This is a genomic window from Bacillus niameyensis, assembly GCF_001375535.1.
GTDB classification, from domain to species: Bacteria; Bacillota; Bacilli; order Bacillales; family Bacillaceae_C; genus Lederbergia; species Lederbergia niameyensis.
In genome coordinates this window covers 1,035,322-1,061,117 of record NZ_LN831197.1, presented here as the reverse complement: position 1 = coordinate 1,061,117, position 25,796 = coordinate 1,035,322, and the positions used below count along the sequence as shown (strand labels likewise).

Annotated in this window: 26 protein-coding genes; 23 read left to right on the top strand and 3 right to left on the bottom strand. The window is 36.5% G+C overall.

The window, feature by feature from the left end:
• The first annotated feature begins 212 nt into the window (after positions 1-212).
• Positions 213-788, top strand: a complete 576-nt coding sequence (gene rsmD, locus BN1243_RS05210) for a 16S rRNA (guanine(966)-N(2))-methyltransferase RsmD (protein WP_062105178.1) — start codon at positions 213-215, stop codon at positions 786-788.
• Entirely contained in the window at positions 785-1,264 is a 480-nt protein-coding gene (gene coaD, locus BN1243_RS05205; protein WP_062105177.1) for a pantetheine-phosphate adenylyltransferase, read from the top strand. Before rsmD ends, coaD begins: the two co-directional genes overlap by 4 nt.
• Before the next feature lie 14 nt (positions 1,265-1,278).
• Here coaD and ylbJ read toward each other — a convergent pair whose 3' ends face one another.
• Positions 1,279-2,505, bottom strand: a complete 1,227-nt coding sequence (gene ylbJ / locus BN1243_RS05200; RefSeq protein WP_230200101.1) for a sporulation integral membrane protein YlbJ — start codon at positions 2,503-2,505, stop codon at positions 1,279-1,281.
• 89 nt (positions 2,506-2,594) lie between these two features.
• Between ylbJ and BN1243_RS05195 the strand changes: the two genes are divergently transcribed.
• On the top strand, positions 2,595-3,377 hold the full coding sequence (locus BN1243_RS05195; protein ID WP_062105176.1) for a patatin-like phospholipase family protein: 783 nt from the start codon (positions 2,595-2,597) through the stop codon (positions 3,375-3,377).
• A 29-nt stretch (positions 3,378-3,406) separates the two neighbouring features.
• Here the strand turns inward: BN1243_RS05195 and BN1243_RS05190 are convergent, their stop codons facing one another.
• Positions 3,407-4,618 (bottom strand): nucleotidyltransferase, encoded by a 1,212-nt coding sequence (locus BN1243_RS05190; protein ID WP_062105175.1) that lies wholly within the window; start codon positions 4,616-4,618, stop codon positions 3,407-3,409.
• Positions 4,619-4,889: 271 nt separating this feature from the next.
• Between BN1243_RS05190 and BN1243_RS05185 the strand changes: the two genes are divergently transcribed.
• The 3 genes from BN1243_RS05185 (at position 4,890) to BN1243_RS05175 (ending at position 6,297) form a co-directional block, all read left to right on the top strand.
• The gene (locus tag BN1243_RS05185; protein WP_062105174.1) at positions 4,890-5,432 is read left to right on the top strand and encodes a YceD family protein; all 543 of its coding nucleotides are present in this window, start codon (positions 4,890-4,892) and stop codon (positions 5,430-5,432) included.
• 34 nt (positions 5,433-5,466) lie between these two features.
• Positions 5,467-5,637, top strand: coding sequence for a 50S ribosomal protein L32 (gene rpmF, locus BN1243_RS05180; protein WP_062105173.1), 171 nt, complete (start codon positions 5,467-5,469; stop codon positions 5,635-5,637).
• A gap of 114 nt (positions 5,638-5,751) precedes the next feature.
• On the top strand, positions 5,752-6,297 hold the full coding sequence (locus BN1243_RS05175; RefSeq protein ID WP_062105172.1) for an RsfA family transcriptional regulator: 546 nt from the start codon (positions 5,752-5,754) through the stop codon (positions 6,295-6,297).
• A gap of 57 nt (positions 6,298-6,354) precedes the next feature.
• Here the strand turns inward: BN1243_RS05175 and BN1243_RS05170 are convergent, their stop codons facing one another.
• On the bottom strand, positions 6,355-6,792 hold the full coding sequence (locus tag BN1243_RS05170; protein ID WP_062105171.1) for a DUF4064 domain-containing protein: 438 nt from the start codon (positions 6,790-6,792) through the stop codon (positions 6,355-6,357).
• Positions 6,793-7,133: 341 nt separating this feature from the next.
• Here BN1243_RS05170 and BN1243_RS05165 point away from each other — a divergent pair, with 341 nt between their 5' ends.
• From BN1243_RS05165 to BN1243_RS05085, 17 genes are all read left to right on the top strand, one after another.
• Entirely contained in the window at positions 7,134-8,051 is a 918-nt protein-coding gene (locus BN1243_RS05165) for a 2-dehydropantoate 2-reductase (RefSeq protein ID WP_084781817.1), read from the top strand.
• Entirely contained in the window at positions 8,044-8,439 is a 396-nt protein-coding gene (locus BN1243_RS05160) for a DUF3397 domain-containing protein (RefSeq protein WP_062105169.1), read from the top strand. Before BN1243_RS05165 ends, BN1243_RS05160 begins: the two co-directional genes overlap by 8 nt.
• Before the next feature lie 93 nt (positions 8,440-8,532).
• The gene (gene bshC, locus BN1243_RS05155) at positions 8,533-10,161 is read left to right on the top strand and encodes a bacillithiol biosynthesis cysteine-adding enzyme BshC (protein ID WP_062105168.1); all 1,629 of its coding nucleotides are present in this window, start codon (positions 8,533-8,535) and stop codon (positions 10,159-10,161) included.
• A 138-nt stretch (positions 10,162-10,299) separates the two neighbouring features.
• Positions 10,300-10,731 carry a division/cell wall cluster transcriptional repressor MraZ gene (gene mraZ / locus BN1243_RS05150; protein WP_062105167.1) on the top strand — a complete coding sequence of 144 codons (432 nt, stop codon included), beginning with the start codon at positions 10,300-10,302 and terminating at the stop codon, positions 10,729-10,731.
• Positions 10,732-10,905: 174 nt separating this feature from the next.
• Complete coding sequence (gene rsmH / locus BN1243_RS05145; protein ID WP_062105166.1) at positions 10,906-11,838, top strand: 16S rRNA (cytosine(1402)-N(4))-methyltransferase RsmH; 933 nt, start codon at positions 10,906-10,908, stop codon at positions 11,836-11,838.
• 27 nt (positions 11,839-11,865) lie between these two features.
• On the top strand, positions 11,866-12,225 hold the full coding sequence (gene ftsL / locus BN1243_RS05140; protein WP_062105165.1) for a cell division protein FtsL: 360 nt from the start codon (positions 11,866-11,868) through the stop codon (positions 12,223-12,225).
• Positions 12,222-14,429, top strand: a complete 2,208-nt coding sequence (locus BN1243_RS05135) for a penicillin-binding transpeptidase domain-containing protein (protein WP_062105164.1) — start codon at positions 12,222-12,224, stop codon at positions 14,427-14,429. The genes ftsL and BN1243_RS05135 overlap by 4 nt, the downstream gene beginning before the upstream one ends.
• 277 nt (positions 14,430-14,706) lie before the next feature.
• Positions 14,707-16,575, top strand: a complete 1,869-nt coding sequence (locus BN1243_RS05130; protein WP_062110422.1) for a stage V sporulation protein D — start codon at positions 14,707-14,709, stop codon at positions 16,573-16,575.
• 163 nt (positions 16,576-16,738) lie between these two features.
• Positions 16,739-18,196, top strand: a complete 1,458-nt coding sequence (locus tag BN1243_RS05125) for a UDP-N-acetylmuramoyl-L-alanyl-D-glutamate--2,6-diaminopimelate ligase (protein WP_062105163.1) — start codon at positions 16,739-16,741, stop codon at positions 18,194-18,196.
• A 134-nt stretch (positions 18,197-18,330) separates the two neighbouring features.
• Positions 18,331-19,305, top strand: coding sequence for a phospho-N-acetylmuramoyl-pentapeptide-transferase (gene mraY / locus BN1243_RS05120; RefSeq protein WP_062105162.1), 975 nt, complete (start codon positions 18,331-18,333; stop codon positions 19,303-19,305).
• A gap of 1 nt (position 19,306) precedes the next feature.
• Positions 19,307-20,668: a UDP-N-acetylmuramoyl-L-alanine--D-glutamate ligase gene (gene murD, locus BN1243_RS05115; protein WP_062105161.1), complete on the top strand. Its 1,362-nt coding sequence runs from the start codon at positions 19,307-19,309 to the stop codon at positions 20,666-20,668.
• 89 nt (positions 20,669-20,757) lie between these two features.
• A complete protein-coding gene (spoVE, locus tag BN1243_RS05110) occupies positions 20,758-21,858 on the top strand; it encodes a stage V sporulation protein E (RefSeq protein WP_062105160.1) in 1,101 nt (366 codons plus the stop codon).
• Between the two features lie 208 nt (positions 21,859-22,066).
• Positions 22,067-23,170, top strand: coding sequence for an undecaprenyldiphospho-muramoylpentapeptide beta-N-acetylglucosaminyltransferase (gene murG, locus BN1243_RS05105; RefSeq protein WP_062105159.1), 1,104 nt, complete (start codon positions 22,067-22,069; stop codon positions 23,168-23,170).
• 75 nt (positions 23,171-23,245) lie between these two features.
• Positions 23,246-24,025: a cell division protein FtsQ/DivIB gene (locus BN1243_RS05100; protein WP_062105158.1), complete on the top strand. Its 780-nt coding sequence runs from the start codon at positions 23,246-23,248 to the stop codon at positions 24,023-24,025.
• On the top strand, positions 24,003-24,710 hold the full coding sequence (locus BN1243_RS05095) for a DUF881 domain-containing protein (protein ID WP_062105157.1): 708 nt from the start codon (positions 24,003-24,005) through the stop codon (positions 24,708-24,710). Before BN1243_RS05100 ends, BN1243_RS05095 begins: the two co-directional genes overlap by 23 nt.
• Entirely contained in the window at positions 24,707-25,432 is a 726-nt protein-coding gene (locus BN1243_RS05090; RefSeq protein WP_062105156.1) for a DUF881 domain-containing protein, read from the top strand. The genes BN1243_RS05095 and BN1243_RS05090 overlap by 4 nt, the downstream gene beginning before the upstream one ends.
• Entirely contained in the window at positions 25,433-25,789 is a 357-nt protein-coding gene (locus tag BN1243_RS05085) for a small basic family protein (protein WP_062105155.1), read from the top strand.
• Positions 25,790-25,796 lie beyond the last annotated feature (7 nt).

The following is a 25,796-nucleotide window of genomic DNA, read 5'->3' as shown; positions in this document are numbered from 1 at the left end:
AACTTAAGGGGAATGTAAGTCTTCTCCGCGGTTGGCAACAACATCTTTTGATGCTGTTATGTTTATTATCTCCTTAGATAATATTGATTATACGTATGAATTCTAGAAAAATAATAGAATCAAGAAGATTCCAGATAAATGATTCAATGTTGAATAAGTAATTTAACTTATGATAGGATATATGAGAAAAAACGACAAAAAATGGTGACGTCATGCGAGTTATTTCAGGGATTTATAAAGGTAGACAGCTTAAAGCTGTGCCAGGACGTGGGACAAGACCAACTACGGACAAGGTTAAAGAGACAATTTTTAATATGATAGGTCCTTTCTTTTCTGAAGGAACGGTATTGGATTTATTTGCAGGTAGCGGTGCGCTAGGAATAGAAGCGTTGAGTCGAGGAATAGATAAAGGAATTTTTGTGGACAAGGATATGAAAGCAATCCAAACAATAAAAACGAACATCCAATTATGCAACCTTGACGATAAGAGTGAAATCTATCGTAATGACGCCGAACGTGCCTTACATGCAATTAGTAAGAGAAATATACAGTTTGACTATATTTTTCTAGATCCTCCATACCATAAACAAAAATTAGAGTCATTATTAGAACAGATTGAAATGAATCAGTTGCTTAAACCCGAGGGAGCAATTGTGTGTGAACATGACTCAAATGTAGTTCTCCCTATCCAAATTGGTTGTTTGGAACAATGGAAACAAGGGGATTATGGCGCAACAGGATTATCCATTTATAAACTAAAGGGGATAGAAAAGGGGGATACGCCATGACAAATATAGCAGTTTGTCCAGGCAGTTTTGATCCTGTAACGCTGGGACATATGGATATTATTCAGCGTGGAGCTAAAGTATTTGAAGAGGTACGTGTTGTAGTTTTAAATAACTCTGCAAAAAAATCGTTGTTTTCAGTTGAAGAACGGATTCAGCTATTGAAAGAAGTAACAAAAGGAATTCCAAATGTTCAAGTAGATTCATTTGATGGCCTCCTCGTTGATTATGCAGCAGCTGTTAATGCAAAAGCGATCATTAGGGGGTTAAGAGCTGTTTCAGATTTTGAATACGAAATGCAAATAACTTCGATGAACAGGGTTTTGAATGAAAAAATTGAAACATTTTTCATTATGACGAATAATCAATATTCGTTTCTAAGCTCAAGCATCGTAAAAGAAGTCGCAAAATACCACGGGAATATTTCCGAACTAGTTCCATTTGAAGTAGAATTAGCATTAAAAGAGAAATTTAAATAAAAAGAGAATGGATTTCATTTTATGAAGTCCATTCTCTTTTTATATATGATTAAATAAAGAATTAATGATGAAATAGTCAAAATGGGTCCAACTTTAAGTAGGAACTGCAATATTCCTGTCCACCATTCATTTGTTCCAAGGAAAGTCACTGGGATGGCTGTAGGTTCGGAGTCTATATGAAAGTGTCGGACAAATGGCTGCCATAGAACAAAAGCAAATAGACCGGAGAGAAAACCATGCATTATACGCGCGAAAAAAAACGGTTTAAATTTAATATCTGTTTCAGCTAAAATACTAGCTGCCTGGGCATGGACGCTAAAGCCATTAAATCCTAGAATAAAACTTACAATAATTGCCTGTTGTAAAATAGTGGAATCTTGAATTTTACTTGTTAATTGACTACCCAATGTAATTTCAAAGATTCCAGCAATCAACGGCGTTCCAAACTCCTTAGGTAAATTAAAAAGTAGCAGTATATTTTCAATCATAGCTGCTAATAAAGGAGTGATCTCAAGGTGGTAAAGAATTTTATTCAATACAGAAAAGAGAATAATGAAACCACCAATCATTAATAAGGTGTTTATTGAGGAAACAACCGCATCGCCTAATAATTTCCCTATTGGCCTATTATTTTTTAGTCGGGTTTGATGAAGCTGAGAAAAAGCTTCTCTTATATTTATTAATTTGCTTGATTTCCGATATTGACTTTGTTTTTCTTTTCTCCCGTAAAATCTCATAATGAGCCCAACCGAAAAATTTCCTAAATAGTGAGCGATCGCTAAAAGAAAGCCTAATCGTGGATTATGAAAAAAACCGACAGAAATGGCTGCAAAAATAAAGAGCGGGCTTGAAGAATTTGTAAACGAGACTAGTCTCTCAGCCTCTATTTTCGTAATTTGATTTTCTTGTCTAAGTCTGGCAGTTATCTTTGCTCCAGCAGGAAATCCAGTTGCCATCCCCATCGCCCAAGCAAATCCACCAACTCCAGGAACTCTAAATAAAGGCCTCATTAACGGCTCTAGTATGACTCCCATAAATCTTACAACTCCAAAACTAATTAACAGTTCAGAGACAACAAAAAATGGGAATAAAGATGGGAATACGATCCCCCACCACATGTTTAACCCACGGACAGAAGCATCAAGAGATTCTTCCGGAAGAATGATCATCGAGACGGCGATTAAAGCTGCACTAAAAGCCAGTAAGATAGTTTTTAATTTTGATATATTTACATAACTCAATCGGTTTACCCCCTGTCCAACACCCACACAATCAATATACTCATAAAATTGCTAATTAGACCATAAGATGTTGCAGGAGGCGGTCAAAAATGGTGCCTAAAATTGGTTTAGCCTTAGGTTCGGGTGGTGCAAGGGGATTTGCCCATTTAGGTGTTTTAAAAGCGTTAGAAGACCATCATATTCCTGTGAGTATGATTGCTGGAAGTAGTATGGGAGCATTAGTTGGCTGTTTATATGCATTTGGTCATGATCTTCATCAGTTAATTAAATTATCGACCTCCTTTCGTAGAAATTTCTATTTTGATTTTACTATTCCTAAGATGGGATTTATTGAAGGAAAAAGGGTCAAACACTTAATTCAGCTCTTTACGCATAACAAAAACCTCGAACAGCTTAAAATGCCAATTTGTGTTGTTGCTACTGACTTACAAACAGGGGAAAAAGTTGAATTTATGACTGGTAATATTGCAGAAATTGTGAGGGCTAGTATAGCGATTCCAGGGATATTTACACCTGAGAAAATTGATGGTCGGCTTTTAGTCGATGGAGGTGTTGTAGATAAGGTACCGGTTGTCTCCGTTCGTAAAATGGGGGCGGATATAGTGATTGGGTCTGATGTTGCAAGAGTAAATAAGAAAGCAGAAATCTCAACAGTCTATGATGTTATCATGCAGAGCATTGACATATTACAAACGGAGGTAGGGGTTGCAAGAGAAATCGATACAGATATTATGATTCGGCCTCAAGTAGAAGAATATAGTGCGAGAGCATTTAAAAATATTGAAGAAATTATTTCGAGAGGAGAGGAGGAGACGGTAAAAATGATTCCTGATATTAAAAAAGCTATATCTAGTTTTTATAAAGAAAAATAAAAAATCGGGGATATACATCCCCAGAGAATTTACGGGTAAATAATAGGTGGTTGCTCAAATTCTAGTGCGCGCAATTTTGAACGAAAAGGCTCTTTTAATGCATGCGCATATATATCAGTAGCTTTAATATCAAGTGATAGCATGTCATTATCTTGACTTGAAATTTTGGAAATAAGTGTAATAGGTAAGTCCTTTTTTATTTTCCTCAAATATTCTCTTCCATTATTAGTCATTCCAAGTAATCTTATGTATTCGGGGGTTTGCCTGATCATTTGTATAGTCTGTTTTTGAGTGTTATTTAAAATGTGGACACAAACCCGTTGTAACCTTGTCCAAGTATACCGTTTTGTTTTAATTTGTTGCATAAAAGTAGTGAAATTTTCCGATGTGCGGGCAGCTTTTAATAAACGGTTCTCTAGTCCTTCCTCTACTTCGTAAATAGCTTCCAATTCCTTATCGTTCATCGATAATAATTTATATTGTAAGAATGGCCAGTAATGTTCCCAAGTATGATATTGACTAAATTCCTTTTTATAATTGTGTAATTCTTGAAATGTTTGCGAAGGAATAAAAGCATTGATGGCTTCCAATGATTTATTTTGTTGAATAGCCATTCGAATCGAAGTTGCACTAGCAATATTTGACTGATTGAAGAAGGTATCATGATAATTAGCGTTTTTTCTTTTGACAGTATAAAGTTTGATAGAAGGATTTATGACAGAAGCTGCTGATATGTAATAAAATCCGAGAATATTATTTGGTTTTGATAGGTCAATAGTGTCGTGTTTTGGATTAAGCTTTTTAAATGCCTCTGAAAGTGCCTTCGGATAACTCATCCCTGTTTTAATAAAGCTCCGTATAAAATCCTCATAATCGTCTTTATGATTTTCTATAAAATCATAAGTTTGGTAAAAAGTTGTAATATCCCCAGACTCACTTCCGAAGCAAATTTTCTTGCACTTCATTGCATTTAATATAAATACTGCCCCGAAAGCGAATATTTCCGCTTTTTGAATAGTAAAAGCGTAGGGGAGTTCAATAACTAGATCAACCCCTAATTGTAAAGCCATTTTAGTGCGCGCCCATTTGGAAACGAGAGCGGGTTCGCCTCTCTGCAGAAAGTTACCACTCATGATGGCGATCACAATATCGGAGTCGGTGATTTTTTTTGCCATTTGTAACTGATATTGATGCCCGTTATGGAAGGGGTTATATTCGGCAACGATTCCAACACTATCCATTGTTTTACCTCCACCTAGAATAAGAATAATTGTACCTTATCATAACTTATTCATTTGAAAAACAAAACTCAAACAATGTCTCGTGTTATTATTAACAATAAAAATATTATGTAAACATAAAGAATTCATTTCCTTAGTTAAAAGGAAGATAATAGGGTAATATGAAAATGTGGATAAGTTTTCTACATTATTTGTTGTAGTGTAAAGAACATATATTGACAAACACTTTACTGAAAGCTATAATTACTTTTGTTGCCAAGAGGTGATGACAATGAAATGGACAGTTGCTCAATTACAAAAATTTCGCAATCAAAATGTGAATATTGATCAGACTGTTGATGTCTCAGAAAATCTATTGAAAAGAGATCCAGAAATTAGAGCAGTTACACCTATACAAGTCACTGGTACGATGGACGTAAACCGTGAAAAGGTTGAATTTCATCTTCACTTAACAGGTACATTGACTTTGCCGTGTGCCCGGACTCTTGTAGATACAGAATATCCAATTGATATCCATTCATCTGAAGTGTTTTTATTAATGCCAGATGACCGTAAACTGGATGATGATGAGGAAGATATCCACGAGCCAATAAGAGGTGTGGTGGATTTAAATCCTGTTATTGAAGAACTATTGATAGTTGAAGTTCCACTCCAGGTTTTTTCCGATGAAGCATTAAAAGAGGATGTACAAACAGGTAAAGATTGGACAGTCATGACTGAAGAGCAATATCAGCTTGAAAAGCAAAATGCAGAAAAACCGATTGATCCCCGTCTAGCGGGGCTGAAAGATGTTCTGAAAGACAAGGATCATTGACATTAATAGTGACTATTTTAAGGAGGTGTGAATGATGGCAGTACCAGCTAGAAGAACTTCAAAAACAGTTAAAAGAAAACGCCGCACTCATTTTAAATTACAAGTCCCAGGTATGGTTGCATGTCCAAACTGCGGAGAAATGAAACTTGCACACCGTGTTTGCAAAGAGTGTGGAACATATAAAGGGAAAGAAGTAGCAAAATAAAAAAACGTGAAGAGGTAACATCTCTTCACGTTTTTTTTATTTTGCTTATATCTAAACTATATTCTATCTTTCGGTTTCCAGGCATATACTTACAAAAAAGTAGGGGTGATCAAAATGACAACTTCACGACAGGATGCCTGGACTCCAGATGAAGATTTTATACTTGCTGAATTAGTCCTTGCCCATATTCGGGAGGGAAGCACCCAGCTTAAAGCCTTTGAAGAGGCGGGGATAAAGCTGAAAAGGACTTCTGCCGCATGTGGATTTCGTTGGAATTCTAATATTAGAAAACAATATAAAAAGGGAATCGATTTTGCGAAAAAGCAAAGAAAGGAAAGTAAGAAGCAAAGTACTACAGCTTCGAGTGAACAAAATAATGAAGATAATGTGAAAGTTGAGCAAAATGCAGATTCTTCCATTCTTCCAGAAGTAACTAATATTTTCGAAAAGATCGAAAGTGAACTAAAATTAGTGGATCAGTATAAGAATGAAAATAGTAAATTGAAATCGGAAACGGAAATTTTACAACAGGAAAAATTGGAAGTGGAAAAACGATTGGAAACAGTGTCGAAGGAATATCAGCAATTGAGGGAGGATTATCATTCATTGATGTCGCTTCTAGATAAAGCACGTAAAATGGCTATTGAATTAACTGAATAAATATCAAGGGAAAAGGAGCCATAAATTACTTATATGGCTCCTTTTCATGGAATGCGATTAAAAGTTTGTTTGTATATCGCTTGGTTCTACAGGTGCCTTTCTTACAAAACACATAATACCAGCGATTAAAAAGAGTAGTGCCGCAAGGAATCCACTTCCCATTGAAATGAGTCCTACTAAAATAGCTCCAATGATGAACAACCATCCAGCAGCTTTTGGTTTTTTATTTCCTTTGACGAAAATAACACCAATTATACCAGCGATAACACCTAGAATAGCTGCGACGATGATAGCTCCCCCTAACCCAGAGAAAAAGGTGATAACCGCGTCCACCTCTTCATACGAAAGAGTGGGGTCATTAGCGATTTCCAGCATCATCTCACTTTTAAATTCCTCTGATTTAAAAAGTACTAAAAAGAACAATCCAAATAAAAATCCTAATGCACTTAAAATAATACCGATAATACCTAATGTGATTTCTCCAGTTCTTTTCAAACGATTCCCTCCTAAGAATAAGTTACACTTTATTGTACGATTATAAATCGAAATAGTTTCATATTTTCTTTTTTCGATTTTTTGCTCGTTCATTCCAGAAGGATATCAAACAAGAGGATTTTCTGCAAGGTCCTTTTTAACTCTTATATAGATGACACTGACTGAGTCACTAATCCAATTTCCCCCCCCCCATTGTGACTTCCTTCCTGTAGGATAAGTTGCTATATATATAAAGAAAATCCATACGAGAGAAAGAATTCTTTTATCCTAGTTTGTTCGCAAAAAGATACCTGGCGTGAAATAATTTTGTTACAATAAAAATATATTTTACTATTTTTGATATGGGTGATGACGTGAAAATTGGAATTATCGGTGGTGGAGCAGTCGGTCTTTTGTTTGGAGCGTATTATAGCTCTAAATATACTGTAACGATTTTCTCGCGTACGAAAGAGCAGTCTGATGTATTAAATTCGAAGGGAATCATCTTAACAAGGCAGAATAATAGGGAAATCTGTAATGTTGCAGCAAGATCACATGACGAGCAAATATCTGAGCAAAATATGGTCATCGTAGCAGTCAAACAATATGATCTAGATTCTATTCTCCCTATTCTGTTAAATACTCCAAAGCAATGTCCACTCCTCTTCATTCAGAACGGAATGGGTCATTTAGATTTTTTTGAAAAGCTGCCTCATGAAACGATCTTTGTCGGAACTGTCGAACATGGAGCTAAACGAGAGACCGCAAATGAAGTTAACCACACGGGTATAGGTGTTACAAATATAGCACTCTATCGAGGAAGACAGGAAGTGATTGATTTATTTCCGATTGTCGATCACACGTTTTTTCCAATTCAATTTGTTGATCAGGTAGATGAGATGTTACAAGCAAAGCTAATAGCTAACGCTGTAATTAACCCTTTAACTGCAGTATTGAGCGTGAAAAACGGAGAATTAATTAAAAATACATATTTTTTTGCTTTATTTCAAAAACTTCATAAAGAAATAATCTCTGTTTTACCTAATGTTGATGAAAGAGAGTCTTTTAGAAAAGTCGAGGCGATTTGTACGAATACTAAAGAAAATTGGTCATCCATGTATAAAGATATAAATGGTGGAGGAAAAACCGAAATTGATTCGATTTTAGGGTATGTCCTTAATCTAGGCGAGGAGCAGGGCAGAATATTGCCGTTAGCTAAAATTCTTTATACAATGATTAAAGGATTGGAACAGGAAAGGGGCATAAAAAGTGATGGCTAACTTTTTCTCCTCTTTAGCAGCCGTTTTTATTATTGCTCCCGCTCTTTTTTATATTCTGATTTTCCTTGTTGTAAAGAAAACTAGCGGAAACCAACGTAAAGCAAGAGGATATGCAATCAATTTAACTACTTTTATTTTAATTTTTTCTGTACATTATCTTATTTTAGCGATCTGGTCTAAATCATTGATTGGGCTCATTCTCTTAATCATGCTTTCAGTTGGAATTCTATTTGTGCTAACTTATTGGAAAAAGCGAGGGGAAATTATTTACCCTAATGTCCTCGTTGGATATTGGAGATTGACCTTTTTGCTGTTCTCGGTTTGTTATATTTGTTTATTTATTTACGGTCTATGTAAAAGCATCCTTGAAGCAGTGAAGATAACGTGAAGGATTGTTATAGGCAAGAAAATATCATTTCACTGGCGAATTTGCTATACTTTATCTGATTATTTAAGAAATGCACGGAAAGGAAGTTAATCTATGGATATTGAAAGCATTGTCATTCCTGCAACGAACGACTTTGCTTCTCTTTATATAGCACAAAAAGAACCTGTAAAAGGTTTTTTTCATTATGATATAACGGAGAACACTGTTTTTGAAAAAAGGGTTTCGGATCTTTTGAAAAGGAATTTTGATCGAGAAGGACTTGCTAAATGTATAGAGGCATACATGAAGCCATTTCCTTCTTCGGAACAAACAAAAAGATCTTTACAAAAGTTACGTTGTGAAAATTCTACTGTTGTGATTGGTGGTCAACAAGCGGGGTTATTAACAGGACCTTTATATACAATACATAAAATTATTTCTATAATTAAGCTTGCTGAGCAACAAGAGGAACAATTAGGAATTCCAGTCGTTCCAGTATTTTGGATTGCTGGTGAAGATCATGATTTTTTAGAGATTAATCATGTTTATGTAGAAGTTGGTAAGGAAATGGAGAAAATTAATTTTCCAAGAAATCCTAACTTAAAGCATATGGCATCTGATATTCATTATGATAAAGAAGTCATGAGCCAATGGATTGATACAGTATTTCTTCATTTTGGTGAACGGAGCTATACGAAGGAAATGTTGGACACCTTACATACTGCTGTTGCAGCATGTCAAACAGTTACAGAGTTTTTCTCTTATTTGATTATGTCCTTGTTTAAAGAGTATGGAGTCTTAATTATTGATTCAGCTGATCCTAATTTAAGAACGTTAGAAGAACCTTTTTTTTATAAGCTAATTGAGCAGGCTGCTCCTATTACTAAATCCGTCTTTGCCCAACAAGACATAATTAGCGGATTTGGCTTTAACAATATGATTGAAATCAATAACGGCGCAGCCAATTTATTTTACTATAAGGACAATGAGCGTATTCTGCTTAATTATAATTCGGAAGAAGGTATATTTGAATCTGGGAAAGGCCATTTTCAAATTCGAAAAGAAGACTTATTGCAAGTATTGCAAAGTGAACCAGAACGATTAAGTAATAATGTAGTAACGAGGCCCCTTATGCAAGAATGGCTGTTTCCGACGCTTGCATTCATTGCAGGTCCTGGAGAAATTGCATATTGGGGCGAATTGAAGCAGGCGTTCGAATTATTGAAGATGGAGATGCCTCCTCTTATTCCAAGAATGAATATGACCTTCTTAGAATCTGCGGTTGAAAGGGACATTAATGAACTAAACCTTTCCCTCGATGAAATTCTTAAAGGTGGAGTAGCGGGAAAAAGGGAAAAATATTTAAAGGCGAATGCAGATGAGCTGCTGGGAAGTCAGCTTGATGAAATTTCCGCTACATTGGATGAGAAATATCAAGCTATTTTAAAACGACTGGAAGCTTCAGATCGCGGATTATTGCCACTTGCTCAAAAAAATTTGGACTTCCACATAAAGCAAATTGAATTTCTAAAGCAAAAGGCAAATTGGGCGTTAGAACAAAAACATCAAAGTGAATTAGAGAAATATAATCGAATTGAAAGATCACTTAGACCGAATGGAAGTCCTCAAGAAAGAGTATGGAACATTTATTATTATTTAAATATTAGTGGAGAAGATTTCATTCGAAGGCTTATGAGTTTGCAGTTTGTCTTTGATGGCAAGCATAAAATTATTAAAATATAACCAAAATCCCTTCCTTAATTAGGAAGGGATTTTTTGTTTACATGGCATTTTCAAGATTTTTTTAATCGAGATGTAAAAAGTGGTGGTAGAAGGTGGGGGAATGTGGTAAATTAAATATAGAAAGTGGGGGCATGTATCATGTTCATGGGAGAATATCAACATAACATTGATGCAAAAGGTCGTTTGATCATCCCGGCTAAGTTTCGCGATGGTCTAGGAGAGACATTTGTCATTACTAGAGGTCTTGATCAATGTTTATTTGGTTACCCTCTTAATGAATGGCGTCAATTAGAAGAAAAGTTGAAATTATTGCCCATGACAAAGAAGGATGCTCGTGCTTTTACAAGGTTTTTTTTCTCAGGAGCGGTTGAATGTGAATTGGATAAACAAGGCAGAGTTAATTTGCCTTCTTCACTGCTCGGATATTCCAAGCTAGTAAAGGAATGTGTCATTTTAGGCGTATCGAACAGAATTGAGATTTGGAATAAGGAATTATGGGAAGAATACTTTGCAGAATCAGAAGAATCATTTTCTGACATTGCGGAGAACATGATCGATTTTGATATATAGATAAGAAAAGCGCAAGCGCCCGTTTAGCGACGTACAAGCTTTTTAAGCTTCTGACGAGCCGATGTTGACTTATCGTAGGAAGAAGCTGAAAATATGCTAGTCGCTGGGCGCTGGAGCTAGACCAAGCACTATCTAATAAAGAAAGTCATAACGCGGGAAAGGTGAAGTAATCCCATGTTTAATCACACAACAGTAATGTTAAACGAAGCTTTTGAAGGATTGAACATTGATCCAGATGGTCTTTACGTAGACTGTACTCTAGGTGGTGGAGGCCACACGGAGAAAATACTCTCACAATTGTCCGATAAGGGGCGTTTAATCGCCTTTGATCAGGATGAAACAGCAATTGCAAGTGTAAAGATTCGTTTATCAAATCATCTAGAGAAGTTAACGATTATACAAAGTAATTTTCGAAATCTTAGTGAAGAATTGGAGAAAATAGGCATATCCAAAGTTGATGGTGTTCTTTATGATTTGGGTGTTTCCTCGCCGCAACTTGATACTCCCGAGAGAGGATTTAGTTATCATCATGATGCCCCTCTTGATATGAGAATGGATCTTACTGGAGATGTATCGGCTTATGATGTAGTCAATCATTGGCCGTATGAAGAATTAGTAAAGATATTTTTCAAATATGGAGAAGAGAAATTTTCAAAACAAATTGCGCGGAAAATAGAGGCTGCAAGAGAAAAAGCCCCTATTGAAACAACTGGACAGTTAGTTGAACTAATTAAAGATGGAATTCCTGCCCCTGCAAGAAGAAAAGGTGGACATCCTGCAAAACGCATTTTCCAAGCAATTCGAATCGCTGTAAATGATGAACTTCATGTCTTTGAATCATCGTTAAACCAGGCGATTGATTTACTTAACCCAGGTGGAAGGATCTGTGTCATTACCTTCCATTCACTTGAGGATCGTATTTGTAAAAGTGTTTTTAAATCAGCTAGTGAAGGGCCTGAATTACCCCCAGGAATGCCTGTTATACCTCAAGGTTACGAACCAATATTGAAATTGGTTACAAGAAAACCCGTTATACCATCAGATGAAGAATTAGCTAATAATAATCGTGCGAGATCAGCGAAATTAAGAATTGCAGAGAAACTATAAAATAGAATTGGACGGAGGGAGATTTATTTGAGTAATTTAGCACGTAAGCATCAGCCCCATTTTCAAACGATTCAAAAGCCTGAAACAGAAGTTATCAAAGTAAAGCGTCATGCCAGAATTACTCCTGGCGAAAAAATTCTTGCTCTACTGCTTATTGCTTTTATTGGGATAATGGCCGTTCAAATTATCTCTGCTCAATCAAAGATTTATGAAGTGAATAAAGGTATTGAGGATGTTAAAAAAGAGATTCAAGAACAGCAGATATTTAATGGTAATTTAGAAATGCAAATAAGCGATATGAGTAAATATGAAAGAATTGGGGAAAAGGCAAAAGATCTAGGCTTAAATTTAGATGAAGATAATGTCAGGGTTGTTGAGAAAAAATGATTACGAATAAAAAGAATAGAAATATAGGAGCAGCGATCTTTTTTATTTTATTTAGTCTGCTCTTTTTTGTTTTGATGATTAGATTTATAACCATTCAATATACTGGTGAAGCTGAGGGTAAGGAGTTAGCTGCAAAAGCAGCAGAGTTATATTTGCATGAAGGGGTATTAAAGGCACATCGGGGTCATATTTATGATCAAAATGGTCAAGTGATTGCCGAAGATACTGATTCATATACGTTAGTTGCAGTGTTGGATGAAAAATTAACAAACGATAAAGATAAACCGCGACATGTAGTCGATCCTAAAGAGACGGCGACGCAACTTGCTGAGCTTATTGATATGAGTGAAGCTGATATTTACGAACGATTAACGAAAGATCGTAAACAAGTTGAATTTGGAGCGGCGGGTAAAGACTTACCTTATAACGTTAAACAAAAAATTGAGGACCTTAAATTACCTGGAATTACCTTTATTAAAGATACAAAACGCTTTTATCCTAACGGTATTTTCGCTTCGCATTTAATAGGTTACGCTCAAAAGCCGGACCCAGATGAAAAAAATAAACAACCCGTTATTGAGGGAAAGATGGGTTTGGAACAGAGTTATAATGATTTATTAACTGGAAAAGATGGCTCCATACAGTATGAGGGCGATATATGGAATTATATTTTGCCGAACTCGGAAAAACATGTAAAAGAGCCGGAAAATGGCCAAGATATTTATTTAACTCTAGATAAAAAGATTCAAACCTTTCTTGAAGATGCGATGACAAAGGTCGATGAACAGTATAAGCCGGAAAATATTATGGCGATTGTAGCAGACCCGAAAACAGGAAGAATTCTTGCGATGGGACAGCGCCCCACTTTCCATCCAGATACGAGAGAAGGCATTGAGCAATCGTGGCATAATGAGATTATCGAAACAACGTTTGAGCCAGGATCCACGATGAAAATATTTTCATTGGCTGCTGCAGTCGATAAAGGTGTATTTAACCCTAATGATAAATTTCCTTCGGGACAATATCGTGTGGACAGTAAAAGCCCACCGATCAATGATCATAATAATGGTGTTGGTTGGGGACCAATTACTTATTTAGAAGGAGTTCAACGATCTTCTAATGTTGGGTTTGCCTATTTACTAGAAAAAATGGGAACAGAAACATGGCGTGAGTATATGGATAAGTTCAAGTTTGGGATGAAAACAAACATTGCTCTACCAAATGAAGTCCCAGGAAAAATTTTGTATAATTACCCAATCGAAAAAGTAACAAGTGTTTACGGTCAAGGAACGACGGTAACAGCTATGCAAATGGTTCAGGCAATGACGGCTATTGCGAATGATGGAGTTATGATGAAACCGTATGTCGTTGATAAAATAGTGAATCCAAATGATGGAACTGTCAAAGAAACGAAGCCAGAAGTGGCAGGTAAACCAATTAGTAAAGAAACAGCGAGAGAAGTCATTGATATCCTTGAAACAGTTATCACGGGTGAACATGGAACTGGCGAACGGTATAAGATTGATGGCTATCAAGTAGCGGGAAAGACGGGTACGGCACAAATCTCTGATCCAAAAGGCGGTTATTTAGAAGGGCATAACAATTATATTTTTTCGTTTCTCGGACTTGCTCCAGCGGAAGATCCACAATTAATTATGTATGTAATGGTTCAACAACCGAAGCTGAATGTAGAGGATAACGAGAACGGAAGTGTTCCTGTATCGATGATCTTTAACACAGTCATGAAAAGTAGCTTACAATACTTAAATATAGAACCTGAGAAAATCCCTGAAGCAAAAACCATTAATCTTTCAGATTATAAAACAACGAATAGCGAAGTGGCTCTGAAAGATTTAAAGGAGAAAAAAATGGTTCCTGTATTGATAGGGACAGGAGGTAATGTGGCAGCACAGCTACCTGCATCTGAATCGCAAATAATCGAGGGTGAAAAAGTGTTTTTGCGGACAGAAGGGAAAATCACTTTACCTGACTTAACAGGTTGGTCAAAACGGGAAGTGTTGAATTACGCTGAATTAGCTGGTATTAAGGTTGATATTGTTGGTCAAGGTTATGTGTATAAACAAAGCCTTAAACCAAAAACAATTATCCAAGCTGGGGAACAACTTACCGTTAATTTTGAGACTCCAAAAGAAAGTTTGAATAAACTTAAACAATCCAAAGAGAATGATGAGCCAGTAGATTGAAAAAAGGCTGCCATGTGGGAGACCTCTTAGCAGTTGTGCTATGAGTTCTCCCCAACTTCATATTGCCATTTGTATTTCACGTACGGAATATGCGGTTTTATAATGATATAGTTATTGTCGAGCGGCTTGATATTCATATATCACCGCTCTTTTCTTTCCTCTTCCTATCGTTCTATCGAATCAGGATCTCGCATATAGTTTGAACGAGCCCTAGAAAGAGGAGGTCCTTTTTTTGAAACGAGTATCGGCAGTAACAGTTAGAAAAAGACTGTCATTTATGTTGTTGGCAGGCCTGCTAATATTTTTTATTATTGATATTAGATTAGGGTATGTTCAATTTGGTATGGGGAAAGAATTAACAGATCTTGCAAGAGATTCGTGGAGCCGAAATATTCCATTCGAACCAGAACGTGGGAAAATTGTCGACAGGAATGGGGTTTCGATCGCGGAAAACAAAAGTGCGCCTACTGTTTACGTGATTCCAAGGCAAATCGAGGATCCCGCATCGACATCTGAAAAACTAGCAGCAACACTTAATGCATCAAAAGAAAATATATATCAACGATTAGTAAAAAAATCTTCTATAGAAAGAATTCCTGAAGGAAGAAAAATTTCATTTGACAAAGCAAGAGAAATACAAGCACTAGGTTTAAAGGGAGTCTATATTGCTGAGGATTCTAAACGACATTATCCTTTCGGGAGTTACCTTTCACATGTATTAGGTTTTACAGGAATCGATAACCAGGGACTAATGGGATTGGAATTATACTATGATGAAGAACTCAGTGGTGAAAAAGGTTCTGTTCAATTTTTTTCAGATGCAAAAGGAAGAAGACTTCCTGATATGTCAGATGAATTTGACCCACCTGTTGATGGATATGACTTAAAGCTAACGATTGATACAAAAATTCAATCGATTATTGAACGAGAATTGGACAATGCTGAAGCTTTATATAATCCAGATGGAATTATTTCGGTTGCCATGAATCCAAAGAACGGAGAAATTTTAGGTATGGCTAGTCGTCCATCTTTTGATCCTGCTGATTTCCGGGAGGTTCCACAAGAAATCTATAACCGGAATCTTCCGATCTGGAGCACATACGAACCAGGGTCTACATTTAAAATCATTACACTTGCTGCAGCTCTGGAGGAAGGCAAGGTTGATTTAGAGGAAGATCATTTTCATGACCCAGGATTCGTAAAAGTTGGCGGCGCCACTTTAAGATGCTGGAAAAAAGGTGGACATGGTAGCCAATCTTTTTTAGAAGTTGTTGAGAATTCTTGTAACCCAGGATTTGTAGAACTCGGCCAAAGGTTAGGTAAGGAAAAGTTGTTCCAATATATCCGTAATTTTGGATTTGGACAAAAAACAGGTATCGATTTAGCAGGTGAGGGGACTGGGATTTTATTTAAAGTGGATCAAGTCGGACCTGTAGAACTTGCTACAACAGCTTTTGGACAGGGAGTATCTGTTACACCAATACAACAAGTTGCTGCAGTAGCGGCAGCGGTTAATGGGGGTACCCTTTATCAACCTTATATTGTTAAAGAGTTAATTGACCCAAGCACTGGAGAAGTCGTTATGAGAAAAACTCCTGTTGAGAAAAGAAAGGTCATTTCGGAATCTACATCTAAGGAACTCCGTCATGCGCTTGAGAGTGTTGTTGCCCAAGGAACAGGTGGAAATGCATTTATCGAATCGTACCGTGTTGGTGGGAAGACAGGTACTGCTCAAAAAGCAAAGGATGGAAAATATCTAGAAAATAACCATGTTGTTTCATTTATCGGATTTGCGCCCGCAGACGACCCGGAAATTGTTGTCTATACAGCAGTCGATAATCCGAAAGGCACCGTACAATTTGGGGGGACAGTTGCCGCACCTATCGTTGGAAAAATCTTAGAAGATTCTCTTCGCGCGTTGGATGTTAAACCGAGAGAAAATCAAATTGAAAAAGAGAAAAAGTGGAACGACCCAGTAATGATTTCTGTACCAGACTTAAAAGGAATGACAGTGAAAGAAATTCAGCAGCAAATGTATAATTTACAATTAAAGGCAAGTGGAGAAGGAACTACTGTCGTACAGCAAAGTCCTGAACCTGGTGTAAAGGTCGAAGCAGGCTCCCCAGTAAGGGTTTATTTAAAATAAGTTCCGGAGCGGCATGAAAATAAATGCCGCTCCTTTCATGAACAAATAATTAAACAAAAAAATTATTGATTCGTCATAGCTTCATCTTCAAATATTATGTAGAATAGATTAGAATGTTATAGTTGCTTAAGAACACCGTTTTGTTTAGAGAGGATTGATAAATGTGAAATTGCATACACTGTTTGAGTCTTATCCTATAATAAAATTACCTAATTCTAATCCAGAGATTACTGGAATTGCGAATAATCATGTACATATAGCACCAGGGAATTTGTTTGTTTGTATATCAGGTTATAAAGTAGATGGACATAATTTTGCAAAAGATGCGGTTAAAAACGGTGCAGTTGCTGTTGTTGCAGAGAAAGATTTAGATTTAGGTGTTCCTGTCATTAAAGTGAAAGATACAAAAAAAGCAATGGCCATTTTAGCAGATGCTTTTTATGATCATCCGACACAAAAGCTCCATTTAATCGGGATTACCGGCACAAATGGTAAAACGACAACTAGTTATTTAATTAATTCGATTTTTAAGGACTCAGAGCATATAACAGGATTAATTGGAACTCTGTCCGTGAATATCGCCAATCAAGTACACGAAACGAAAAATACGACTCCTGATAGTCTGGCACTTCAGTCAATCTTCCACAAAATGAGGGAGAACGATGTGGAAACAGCTGTCATGGAGGTTTCTTCGCATGCATTGGTACAGGGGAGGGTGAATGGTTGTGATTTTGATGTCGCGGTGTTTACTAATTTAACACAAGATCATCTTGATTTTCACCACACAATGGAAGAATACAAGAGTGCAAAAGCTCTTCTATTTTCAAAACTAGGCAATGTTTATAAAAAAAATCAACTAAAATTTGCAGTCCTTAATGCAGATGATCCGGCTTCTAATTTATTCGCTACAGAAACATCTGCACATGTCGTCACATATGGAATTGATTCTGAAGCAGATTTTACAGCTAGCGATGTTAAATTAGGACATAATGGAGCTTCATTTACTCTTCAGTATCCAGATGGTGCGAAAAACATCACTCTTAAATTGACAGGGAGATTTAACGTTTATAATGCACTTGCATCTATTGCAGCAGCTTATGTATCGAATCTTCCAATTGATACAATCATTCAATCCATTGAAAAGGCTACTGGAGTACCAGGCCGATTTGAATTAGTTGACGGTGGGCAAGACTTCTCTGTAATTGTAGACTATGCTCATACGCCGGATAGTTTGGAAAATGTATTAAAAACAATTAAACAATTTGCAAAAAAACGGATTTATTGCGTAGTGGGGTGTGGGGGAGACAGAGACCCATCAAAACGTCCAATAATGGCTAAAATTGCATGCCAATATGCATCAAATCCCATTTTCACTTCAGATAATCCTCGTAGTGAAGATCCGCTAGCTATATTGGATGATATGGAAAAAGGCGTAATCGGCAGTAACTATGAGATTATTGCCGATCGGAAAGAAGCGATTCATAAAGCAATCCAAGCATCAGAACATGGAGATGTCGTTTTAATAGCTGGTAAAGGTCATGAAACGTATCAAATTATTGGGGAAAAAGTATATGATTTCGATGATCGACTAGTAGCGTTAGCAGCAATAAAGACAAAATAAATATTTTTTGAAAAAAGAAGAATATATTTGGAGAATGAAAACATGAAACAATTTATAAAACGAGAATGTAAATATTTAGAGTTAGACAAATTGTATATAAGTAAGAAACAAGAAGAATTGGAGAGCGGAGAGTAATGATGGAAAAAGTAGTTTTATTTACAGTTATAATGAGTTTCCTGATTACCGTGTTGCTTTCTCCAATATTTATCCCTTTTTTACGAAGGCTTAAATTTGGGCAAAGCATTCGGGAAGAAGGTCCGAAATCACATCAAAAGAAAAGTGGAACCCCTACAATGGGGGGGATTTTAATCGTCCTATCAATCATGATTAGTGTAATTGTAATGATATGGAAATATTCAAGTCCAGGCTGGGAAATATATTTACTTTTATTAGTTACAATCGGATATGGCCTGCTTGGATTTCTTGATGACTTTATAAAAATTGCGCTAAAACGAAATTTGGGTTTAACATCGAGACAAAAGTTAGTTGGCCAAATCGTGATTGCCATTATCTTTTATATTATATTAAGAATGAATGATCTTTCTACCGCTATTACTATCCCAATGACAAACTTTAGTTTCGACTTAGGATGGATTTATGCGTTGTTTATTATTTTTTGGCTTGTTGGCTTTTCTAATGCAGTCAATTTGACAGATGGACTTGATGGATTGCTTTCAGGAACAGCTGCCATCGCATTTGGTGCTTTTGCCATTATCGCTTGGAGTCAATCACAATTTGACATTGCTGTTTTTGCTGTTGCAGTTGTTGGAGCGGTACTAGGATTTTTAGTATTTAATGCACATCCGGCAAAAGTATTTATGGGTGATACAGGGTCACTTGCACTAGGAGGGGCGATAGCTGCTATCTCGATCTTATTAAAGGTAGAAATAATTCTTCTAGTAATTGGAGCTGTTTTTGTTATTGAAACTTTGTCAGTTATATTACAAGTAGCTTCATTCAAAACAACTGGTAAGAGGATTTTCAAAATGAGTCCTTTACACCACCATTATGAACTTTCTGGCTGGTCGGAATGGCGTGTCGTAGTAACATTTTGGACGGTTGGGCTTGTATGTGCGATTCTAGGAATTTATATAGAGGTGTGGTTATAGAGTGAAAAATATAAATGATTACGACTATAAAAAAGTACTTGTTTTAGGTCTTGCAAAAAGTGGTGTTGTTGCTGCTTCTATCTTACACCGATTAGGGGCATTTGTAACTGTCAATGATTATAAGCCATTTAACGAAAATCCCGATGCTCAAGGACTACTTGAGCAGGGGATTAAGGTCATTTGTGGAAGCCACCCAGTTGAACTACTTGATGAGGGGTTTGAACTTATAGTAAAAAACCCGGGGATTCCTTATTCCAATCCGCTAGTAAAAGGGGCGGTCGAAATGGGATTGCCAATTATCACTGAAATCGAGCTTGCTTATCAAATTTCAGAAGCAGAAATGATTGGGATTACCGGAACAAATGGAAAAACAACGACAACAACGTTGATTTATGAAATGCTGGAAAAGGCGAAATGCCAGCCGTTAATTGCGGGTAATATTGGTACCGTTGCGTCTGAAGTTGCTGAGAAGGCGACAAAGGATCAAACGATGGTTGTTGAGCTATCATCCTTTCAGTTAAAAGGGATACAGACTTTCCGCCCACATGTTGGAATTATTACGAATTTGTATGAAGCGCATTTAGACTATCATGAGGATTGGGATGATTATGCACGTTCAAAAATTAATATTACGGTTAATCAGACAAAGGATGACTTTCTGATAGTAAATGCTGACCAACCCGCTCTTATGGAAATGGTTTCTTTTACAAAGGCGAGGATAATTCCTTTCTCCACAAAAGGATATATTGAAAACGGGGCGTCCATAAAAGAGGGAAAAGTCTTTTTTATGGGCGAACCGATTATGGATATAAGCCAAATCGCTCTACCGGGTGCGCATAATTTAGAAAATATCCTTTCCGCGATTGCAGCTGTTAAATTGAAGGGCGTCGATAATCAGTCAATTATTGCTGTATTGTCTTCTTTTTCTGGAGTGAAACACAGAACGCAGTTTGTTGCGGAAGTCGAAGGAAGAAAGTTTTACAATGATTCCAAGGCAACGAATATACTTGCAGCTTCAAGTGCGTTAAAAGCATTTGATCAACCACTAATTCTTTTGGCAGGGGGATTAGATCGTGGTAACGAGTTTACGGACCTTATTCCATCTTTAACAGGGGTAAAAGCACTTATTTTATTTGGGCAAACAGCGCCAAAACTAGAGACAGCTGGACGAGAAGCAGGAATAGAAACAATTATTCATGTCCATAATGTGGAAGAAGCTGTTCCAACGGCATACGAATTATCGAACCCTGGTGATGTTGTTTTACTTTCACCGGCATGTGCAAGTTGGGATCAATATAAAACATTTGAGGTTCGTGGTGATATTTTCATTGAGGCAGTGCATAAACTGGAAAAGAGGAGCTAATTTTTTCGGAGAATACACCAATAGGCAAATCACATCGCGAATAACTCTGAATTAAAGCTCTAAATTTGAGTATCAAGAGGTGTTGTGAATTGCCTTTCAAAAAAACGGCTCCTGACTTTATATTAATTCTTTCCACAACGATTCTTTTAGCCATCGGACTTATTATGGTTTATAGTGCTAGCGCAATATGGGCCGATTATAAATTTTCTGATTCATTTTTTTTCGCAAAGCGGCAGCTGCTCTTTGCTTGTCTAGGAATTATCGCTATGTTTGTAATTATGAACGTTGATTATTGGATACTTAAAAAATGGGCCAAGCCTTTACTCATCATCTGTTTTGTCCTACTAGTGATCGTTCTTATTCCCGGGATCGGAGTAGAACGTAATGGATCAAGAAGCTGGCTAGGAGTTGGGGCGTTTTCAATTCAGCCTTCCGAATTTATCAAATTAGCGATCATTGCTTTTTTGGCCAAGTTTTTGTCAGAACATCAACGCCATATTACAACAGTTAAGAAGGGACTATTACCATCTTTATCACTTGTTTTTCTCGCTTTTGGAATGATCATGTTACAGCCAGACCTTGGAACGGGTACAGTGATGTTAGGGACATGCGTTGTCATGATCTTTATTGCAGGAGCAAGAATTTTTCATTTTGTTGTCCTTGGGTTGTTCGGTGTAGCAGGCTTCGTCGGCCTTATCATATCAGCACCATATAGGATGGCAAGGATCACCTCCTTTCTTGACCCTTGGGAAGACCCGTTAAAGACTGGGTTTCAAATTATACAATCTCTTTATGCAATTGGTCCAGGGGGATTATTTGGTCTCGGCCTTGGGGAAAGTAGACAAAAATTTTTCTATTTACCTGAACCGCAAACGGATTTTATCTTTGCGATTTTAGCGGAAGAGCTTGGTTTTATCGGAGGTAGTTTAGTCTTATTGCTATTCGCTCTCCTATTATGGAGAGGTATTCGAGTAGCATTAGGAGCCCCTGATTTATTTGGAAGTTTTTTAGCAGTCGGAATTATTTCTATGATTGCCATTCAAGTGATGATTAATATCGGCGTCGTTACGGGATTAATGCCTGTTACAGGTATAACATTACCGTTTCTAAGTTATGGAGGTTCATCGCTTACGTTAATGTTAATGGCAGTCGGAATTTTATTAAATATTAGTCGATATTCGCGATTATAACAAAGGCTCCTTTTGGAGTCTTTTTCCTTTTATAATACAATCTCAGTGATTTTAGAGATAAAATAATTAACCATCTATGAACCAACAAAAAATTCCTGTTACATTTATACAACATTCTATGAAGAACCCTTTATTATTAAGTAAAATATAGTAAGATAGTGAAAGAGTTTATTTAAAAAAATAGATCAATTAAGACTGAGGTGGGAATATGAAAATAATAGTAACTGGTGGTGGAACAGGAGGCCATATCTATCCAGCACTTGCTTTAATAAAATCAATTAAGCAGCAACATCCGGAAACGGAATTTTTATATGTAGGCACAGAAAAAGGATTGGAAGCCGACATCGTTCCTCGTGAAAATATTCCCTTCGAAGCTATTCAAATTACGGGGTTTAAACGATCCCTCTCACTGGAAAATTTCAAAACGATCATGCGTTTTATAAAAGGGGTTAACATAAGCAAACGGATCATAAAGCAGTTTAAACCAGATGTTGTGATCGGGACTGGAGGATATGTTTGCGGACCTGTTGTTTATGCTGCAGCAAAAAAGAAAGTACCGTCAGTTATTCATGAGCAAAATAGCGTACCGGGTTTAACGAATAAGTTTTTAAGCCGTTATGTTCATAAGGTAGCGGTTTGTTTTAAGGAAGTAGAGACTTTTTTTCCTAAAGATAAAGTAGTTTTAACAGGGAATCCACGTGCCTCTGAAGTGATGGATGCAAAAACCGAGGGGGTTTTGGAGTCATTTAACTTAAAAACGGGAATTCCTACCGTTCTTATAACAGGTGGAAGTAGAGGGGCAAGACCTATTAATGATGCTGTGGTGAAATCACTTTCTCAACTATCGTACAAACCATATCAAGTCATTTATGTTACTGGCCAAACTCATTATAAAGACGTCAAAAAGGAAGCGGAACTTGTAGGAAGCCATCGAAATATTGCAATCATACCATTTATACATGATATGCAGAAAGTACTGCCATCTATTGATGTTGTTGTTGGAAGGGCTGGTGCAACATCCCTCGCTGAAATAACAGCACTTGGAATCCCGTCAATCTTAATACCAAGCCCCTACGTAACTAACAATCATCAAGAGAAAAACGCAGAAGCGCTCGTCTCACATGGAGCGGCTTTAATGTTGACAGAAAAAGACTTATCGAGCAGTCGTTTAGTGGAGTCACTGGATGTTATAATGCTAGATAATGAAAAACGGAGAACGATGGGGGAAGCTGCAAAAAAGCTAGGAATGCCAGATGCTGCTGACAAGCTGTCGAAAATACTATTCGATCTCGGCAACCATTCAAAGTATTAACTATAGCTTAACGATCATACTTTCCGATTAATTACAGTAGTTCACTTATTTGAAGATCTAAAAGGGGTAATGCTTATGCAGAGAGGGAAGATTTTATCCCTTGAGGACAGGGTCCCAAAAATAAAAGAGTATAGAAGGCGTAAGGCCAACCGTAGGCTAATTTTTCTTTTATCTTTATTCTTTTTGTTAATTGTTTTAGTTGTTTACTTTCAATCTCCACTTAGTCATGTTAAACAAATTAATATTGAAGGTCATCAAATAATGACAACAGAAGAGTTGGAAAATGCATCTGGTATAAAAATTGGAGAAAATTTATGGAAAATCAATAAAAATGAAATAACAAATAAGATATTGGAACAGCAGGCAATTAAAGAGGCTAGTGTAAAACTGGCATTTCCCAATGTTATCAATATTAATGTAAAGGAATATTCTAGCATTGCTTTATTTGTAGAAGAGCAACATTACTACCCTTTATTGGAAAATGGGAATGTGCTAGTAAGAGAACAACCTTTGCCTTTAAATGCACCCATTGTAACTGGGTTTAAGCAGGATGATGTTTTGGAGGAGCTCTCAAAGCAATTAAAGCAAATTCCATCGGACATATTAAATTCTATTTCAGAGATTCACTATGATCCAACAAAGACAGATAAATACCATATTTATTTATTTATGAATGATGGCTATGAAGTTACCGCAACAATTCCGACCCTATCAGAAAAAATAATTCATTATCCAGCTATCATCGGCCAATTAGACCCCGATGTAAAGGGAGTAATTGATTTCGAAGTTGGGTCTTACTTTAAGGCTTATGAAACAAAGGGAGAGGATATGAATGAAAAGGAGGATGAAAGGTAGATATGTGATCTTTTCTTTAGTTTTTTTTGTTTTTGGTTTCATTCTTGCATTCTCCTACAGTCAATCCGCCAAAGATGAAGATCCTTCACCAGTTATTACGGACAGGCAATACATAATGGAGAATAATTTAAGGAATCAATTAATCTCCATTCAAGATCGTAACAGAGATTTGCAAAAAGAGCTTTATGAAAAGCAAGAATCTGTCCGACAAAAAGAAAAGGAATTATCTCAGGAAGAAGAAACATATATGAACTTAGCGAAAGATGCAGAGAAGTTTAGAATGTTTCTAGGAAAAGTGAAAGTGAAGGGACCAGGAGTAGAAGTAGTTCTAGAAGATGGGGATTATCAGCAAAATGAAGATGTTAATAATTATCTTGTTCATGAGCATCATGTTTACAAAGTTGTGAATGAGCTGCTTGTCGCAGGAGCATCCGCTGTTGCAATCAATGGGCAAAGATTAAATCATGACTCTTATATTGTCTGTACGGGTCCTGTTATAACAGTAGATGGTAATCCTTTTCCAGCTCCATTTAAAATAACCGCGATTGGTGATACCGATATACTCACTTCAGCGTTAACATTAAGGGGCGGAGTACGAGATCAACTTGTCAACGATAATATTATCTTTTCAATTGAAAAGAAAAAGCAAATATTATTGGACCCAGTATTAGGTGAATCATCATGAAAAATAAAACAAAAATTTATTTTACGATCATTACCTTCATCGTTGGCTTCATGATCGCGATTCAATTTCAAACTGTGCAAAAACCAAGTTCTAGAGAGTTATCAGATGCTTGGCAGCTTCGAGAGTCTATTAATAATGAAATGGATTTGCAAGCTAAGCTCCTTAAGGAAATTCGATATCATGATCAAAAAATCCAGGATTATAATTTTGAAAACATTGGTAACAAAGAGAACGTACTGGAACAAACTATTTTAGAATTGAAAAAAGAAGCTGGGCTGACAGAATTAAACGCACCTGGACTAGTTTTAACTATTGATAGTATTGATACAGGGATGATCATTGATCCCAATCCTTCGTCTATATCACCAGTCATATTACAAAGATTAATTAATGAATTGAATATGTATGGGGCGAAACATCTTTCTATTGATGGCGAAAGATATATTAATACAACAGTTATTCGTGATATTAATGGAGAAACGAAAGTAGGCACTCATGCGCTTCGCTCGCTTCCATTTCGCATTCACGTCATAGTCGAAAGTATGGAAGTGGCGGAAAAAATGTATAACCGCCTGCAAATATCACCAGTTCTTGACGACTTTTTCATCGATAACTTACAATTAAATGTTTCTAAACCAGAAGAATCAGTCACTGTTCCCGCATATGTGGATCCAATTGTTATAAGAGATATTGAGCCAGTGGAAGAAAAAGGAGAGGGATAAATGTTACTTCCTATTATTGGACTCCTCATAGGGATATTGTTAGGATTGCTAACGGATATAAAAATACCTGATGAATATACCAATTATTTGTCTATTGCAGTATTAGCTGCACTGGATACATTGTTTGGTGGCATAAGAGCATATTTGCAAAATTTATATGATAATCGTGTGTTTGTATCTGGTTTTTTCTTTAATATTATACTTGCTGCAAGTTTAGCTTTTCTAGGAGTTCATCTTGGTGTAGACTTGTATTTAGCAGCTGTTTTTGCTTTTGGTGTCAGGTTATTTCAAAATATAGCTGTAATTCGAAGAATCTTGCTTAATAAATGGGTAAATGCTAGAGAAAATTCCAAATAAATAGTAT

Coding starts and splice junctions, on each gene's coding strand:
- BN1243_RS05165 (WP_084781817.1), top strand. CDS start 7,134: ATGGGTGATGACGTGAAAATTGGAATTATCGGTGGTGGAGCAGTCGGT.
- rsmH (WP_062105166.1), top strand. CDS start 10,906: ATGTTTAATCACACAACAGTAATGTTAAACGAAGCTTTTGAAGGATTG.
- coaD (WP_062105177.1), top strand. CDS start 785: ATGACAAATATAGCAGTTTGTCCAGGCAGTTTTGATCCTGTAACGCTG.
- BN1243_RS05090 (WP_062105156.1), top strand. CDS start 24,707: ATGAAAAATAAAACAAAAATTTATTTTACGATCATTACCTTCATCGTT.
- BN1243_RS05085 (WP_062105155.1), top strand. CDS start 25,433: ATGTTACTTCCTATTATTGGACTCCTCATAGGGATATTGTTAGGATTG.
- BN1243_RS05160 (WP_062105169.1), top strand. CDS start 8,044: ATGGCTAACTTTTTCTCCTCTTTAGCAGCCGTTTTTATTATTGCTCCC.
- BN1243_RS05130 (WP_062110422.1), top strand. CDS start 14,707: ATGTTGTTGGCAGGCCTGCTAATATTTTTTATTATTGATATTAGATTA.
- BN1243_RS05100 (WP_062105158.1), top strand. CDS start 23,246: ATGCAGAGAGGGAAGATTTTATCCCTTGAGGACAGGGTCCCAAAAATA.
- mraZ (WP_062105167.1), top strand. CDS start 10,300: ATGTTCATGGGAGAATATCAACATAACATTGATGCAAAAGGTCGTTTG.
- BN1243_RS05135 (WP_062105164.1), top strand. CDS start 12,222: ATGATTACGAATAAAAAGAATAGAAATATAGGAGCAGCGATCTTTTTT.
- BN1243_RS05195 (WP_062105176.1), top strand. CDS start 2,595: ATGGTGCCTAAAATTGGTTTAGCCTTAGGTTCGGGTGGTGCAAGGGGA.
- mraY (WP_062105162.1), top strand. CDS start 18,331: ATGATGGAAAAAGTAGTTTTATTTACAGTTATAATGAGTTTCCTGATT.
- BN1243_RS05095 (WP_062105157.1), top strand. CDS start 24,003: ATGAAAAGGAGGATGAAAGGTAGATATGTGATCTTTTCTTTAGTTTTT.
- bshC (WP_062105168.1), top strand. CDS start 8,533: ATGGATATTGAAAGCATTGTCATTCCTGCAACGAACGACTTTGCTTCT.
- murG (WP_062105159.1), top strand. CDS start 22,067: ATGAAAATAATAGTAACTGGTGGTGGAACAGGAGGCCATATCTATCCA.
- rpmF (WP_062105173.1), top strand. CDS start 5,467: ATGGCAGTACCAGCTAGAAGAACTTCAAAAACAGTTAAAAGAAAACGC.
- BN1243_RS05175 (WP_062105172.1), top strand. CDS start 5,752: ATGACAACTTCACGACAGGATGCCTGGACTCCAGATGAAGATTTTATA.
- rsmD (WP_062105178.1), top strand. CDS start 213: ATGCGAGTTATTTCAGGGATTTATAAAGGTAGACAGCTTAAAGCTGTG.
- BN1243_RS05190 (WP_062105175.1), bottom strand. CDS start 4,618: ATGGATAGTGTTGGAATCGTTGCCGAATATAACCCCTTCCATAACGGG.
- BN1243_RS05185 (WP_062105174.1), top strand. CDS start 4,890: ATGAAATGGACAGTTGCTCAATTACAAAAATTTCGCAATCAAAATGTG.